At 65.0% G+C, this 3,240-nt stretch carries 2 protein-coding genes and 1 pseudogene; 1 reads left to right on the top strand and 2 read right to left on the bottom strand.

Features of this window, described 5'->3' with window-relative positions:
• Nucleotides 1-1,416 (top strand): annotated as a pseudogene (locus DSP71_RS23255) (conjugal transfer protein); the annotation flags it as partial.
• A 398-nt stretch (nucleotides 1,417-1,814) separates the two neighbouring features.
• On the opposite strand, the gene DSP71_RS06870 reads toward DSP71_RS23255, so the two are convergent.
• Nucleotides 1,815-2,348 carry an RNA polymerase sigma factor gene (locus DSP71_RS06870; RefSeq protein WP_113680708.1) on the bottom strand — a complete coding sequence of 178 codons (534 nt, stop codon included), beginning with the start codon at nucleotides 2,346-2,348 and terminating at the stop codon, nucleotides 1,815-1,817.
• A gap of 11 nt (nucleotides 2,349-2,359) precedes the next feature.
• A complete protein-coding gene (locus DSP71_RS06865) occupies nucleotides 2,360-2,998 on the bottom strand; it encodes a hypothetical protein (RefSeq protein ID WP_113680707.1) in 639 nt (212 codons plus the stop codon).
• Nucleotides 2,999-3,240 lie beyond the last annotated feature (242 nt).

The raw sequence follows: 3,240 nt of genomic DNA, 5'->3' as shown, positions 1-3,240 counted from the left end.
GGCCGTGTGATCGGCGGGGAGACCGAGGAGATGATCGATGCCGCCTACACCGCATGGCGCTCCGATACTCTCGCGGGCCGGGCCAGTGTCCTCGTGTCCGACTCCAACGAATCCGTCCAAGCCCTCAACAACAGAGCGCGTGCCGATCTCATCCTCGACGGCACCGTCAACGCCCGGCGCGAGGTCGAACTGCACGACGGCACGAGAGCTACGGCCGGAGACACCGTCATCACCCGCCGCAACAACCGTTGCCTGCGCGCCGGGCGATCCTGGGTCCGCAACGGCGACCGGTGGATGATCACCCAGGTCCACCACCATGGTGCCCTCACCCTGCGCCGCGCCGGACGTAGGTGGGGCGGGTCGGTGGTGGTCCCGGCCGCGTACGCGGCAGAGCACCTCGACCTCGGCTACGCCGTCACTTCTTACCGGGCGCAGGGCATCACCGTGGACTCTTCGCACGTGCTGGCGGATGCGTCGATGACCAGGGAGACGTTCTACGTCGCCATGACCCGCGGCCGCGAAGAGAACATCGCCTACGTCGCTGTCGACAAACCCGACCTCGCCCACGACGGCCCGCACCCCGGCGACAACGCCGAAGCAACCGCCCGAAGCGTGTTGCTCGGTGTGTTGCAGCACGTCGGCGCTGAACGGTCCGCGCGTGAGGCGATCGCTGTCGAGCAGGACACCTGGCCTTCGATCGGTCAGCTCGCCGCCGAGTACGAGACCCTGGCAGCCGCCGCACAACACGATCGCTGGGCCGCACTCATCCGATCCTCCGGGCTCGGCGATAACGATGCCGAGGACGCGATCGCCTCACCCGTCTTCGGCGCGCTGACCGCCGAGCTTCGGCGCGCAGAGGCGAACCAGCACGACATCGAGATCCTGCTGCCACACCTGGTCAGAGCGCGCGGGTTCGGAGACGTCGATGACATCGCCGCTGTCCTGCACGACCGCGTCGCCAAAGCGACCTCCCGCCCGGCGGGCGTCGGCCGTGCTCGCAAGGCGTCGCGCCTGATCGTTGGTCTCATCCCCGAGGCCAACGGCGTGATGACTGCAGATATGCGGCGGGCGCTGGCCGAGCGGCGCAAACTCATCGAGAACCGCGCCGATGCGCTCCTCGACACCGCGCTCACAGAGAAACTCGAGTGGGTCACGAAGCTCGGCACGCAACCGAAGCAGCTTCGTGCTGCCCAGACATGGCGCTACGGTGCCCGCACCATCGCCGCCTACCGGGACCGCTACGGGATCACCGGATCGTCACCGCTCGGGGCACCGGCCGAGGCGAAGGCGCAGAAGATCGACGCGACTCGCGCTCGTGCCGCCCTCCACCGGTCGCAGAACCTCGCCCAGGCCCACCACCCTGAGCAGGAACGAACCCGCCGCAACGAAGTGCAGCGGTTCGGGCCGTCGCTGTAGCTGCTTCGTTTCGACTTGTCCGTCCGATCCGGAGGCTAGATCGTCTGCACGTTCGAGACGTCGCCCTTGGTTCACGCAGCCGTAGGCGAGATCGTGAACATGCCCGCACGAGCCAACATCGGTCGCCGTCGTGTCCACGGTGCCCCCTCGATGTAGCAGTCGGGACATAGCGCGTGAAAGCGTCGGCGGTGGTGTCGCTCGCACCGCGCCGAAAACGGTAATACCGATGTTCCGGCGCGGTTTTGTTTCGGCAGGGGGTTTCGGCGGATCAAACGTCGGCGTGTTGCACACCAGGGATGTCGATGTCCGAAGTCGTCGGCACTTCTGTCCGAAGTCCTCAACACTCGTGCGCGTCAGCCGATCCCACGTGGCGGGGAAGCCGTCTCATATCCCATGGGCTATGAGACACCGCAGGTAGGTGAGACACCTGCGTCAGTTGAGGGGCCAATCGGGTCTAGAGATCGCGCGAGCTGGTGCCGAGCAGTCTGATATCGGGTTCGTGCGGTCGATGCGGGGATGCCGATGATGCCGGCTGCGTCGGTGATGCTGAATCCGTCCCAGTGGATGAGGCCGATTAGTTCGCGCAGGTCCGGCGTCAGCCGGCTCACGGCGTCGCGTACCTCGATCGTGCGCTGGTCATCGTCGACTGGCGTGGAGGTGGTGAGATGGGCACGGAGCTTGTCTGCGAGCTTCCATCGTCGCTGTGCCGCCCGTTCCGCGTTCGCGAGGGTATTTCGTGCGATCCCGAACAGCCACATCCTCGCCTCAGTGGGCTCGTCGGGCATGGCATCGATACGGCGCCATGCTGTTGCCATCGTCTCTGACAGCAGATCGGCCGCCTCGGCGCCGCGAGCCCGGTACTCGAAGTATGCGAGGAGATCCGCGGCGTTCGTCGAGATGTTGTCGACACCGCGGGACTGACGTTCGTTCATGCGTCGACGACTCACGGTGCGTCCTCTCCACACAGAGACTGACCTCGGAGCGACATCGAATATTGCTCATCGGACTGGAGCAATCCTCGATCGACGAGTTCTTCATTCACGGTGTTGTTCACGGCTGTGCGCACTGCCATCCCGTAGATCACGTCCTCGATCGTGCTGTATCCGGGCAAACCGCTACTATTGTCAACCGTGGCCTGGGCGTACTCGAGGGCCGAGTCCTCAGTGAGTAGCCGCTCGTACCGCGCGGCGACATCCGACTCAGCGACGACGTCCGTCGTGGCGAAGATCTCTTGGACAGCACGCTGAATGTCGGGGTTCTCGGAATGGAGGTCGCCGACGCGTTGCTCGCACGTCATACCGCTGGGCAACGTGTACGTGAACGTTCCGTCGGGTGTTTGCGCCCATGGCTCCCACAGACCCGTTGCCATCGCGGCCGCACCGATGCCGAACACCGCGACGACCGGAATCCCTGCGGTTAGCGAGAGCCGCCAGGCGCGCTTGCGTACGATCGGACGCGCTGCCCCCCGCGTGGCGATCGTCATCGACGCCAGCTCGTCCTCCACCGCCGGGGTGATCTGCGTCGTCGGAGACGCGAGCCGCCGCAATACTTGGTCGAGCTCATCCTGATCTGTGGTGTCCATGTCAGTCCTTCCTCAAAGAAGCCTTCAACATGTACATGTCCAGCAGGTCCCGAAACGTCTGTCCCCGCGTGGACCGATGCTGTGAGACACGGGGCGATAAAGGGGTTGGAGCTAGTCGAGCGTGAGAGATTCCGTCTCCGACCAGTCCTCGTAGCTCACTTCGACGACGATTGGGCTGACGGTGACGGCGCTCACTGAAATTCCTCGGTTCTGCTCATCGAAATTCCCCACTCTGGGTCGCT

The organism is Microbacterium sp. H6 (assembly GCF_003314775.1).
GTDB classification, from domain to species: Bacteria; Actinomycetota; Actinomycetes; order Actinomycetales; family Microbacteriaceae; genus Microbacterium; species Microbacterium oxydans.
This window is presented reverse-complemented; position numbering and strand designations above follow the sequence as displayed.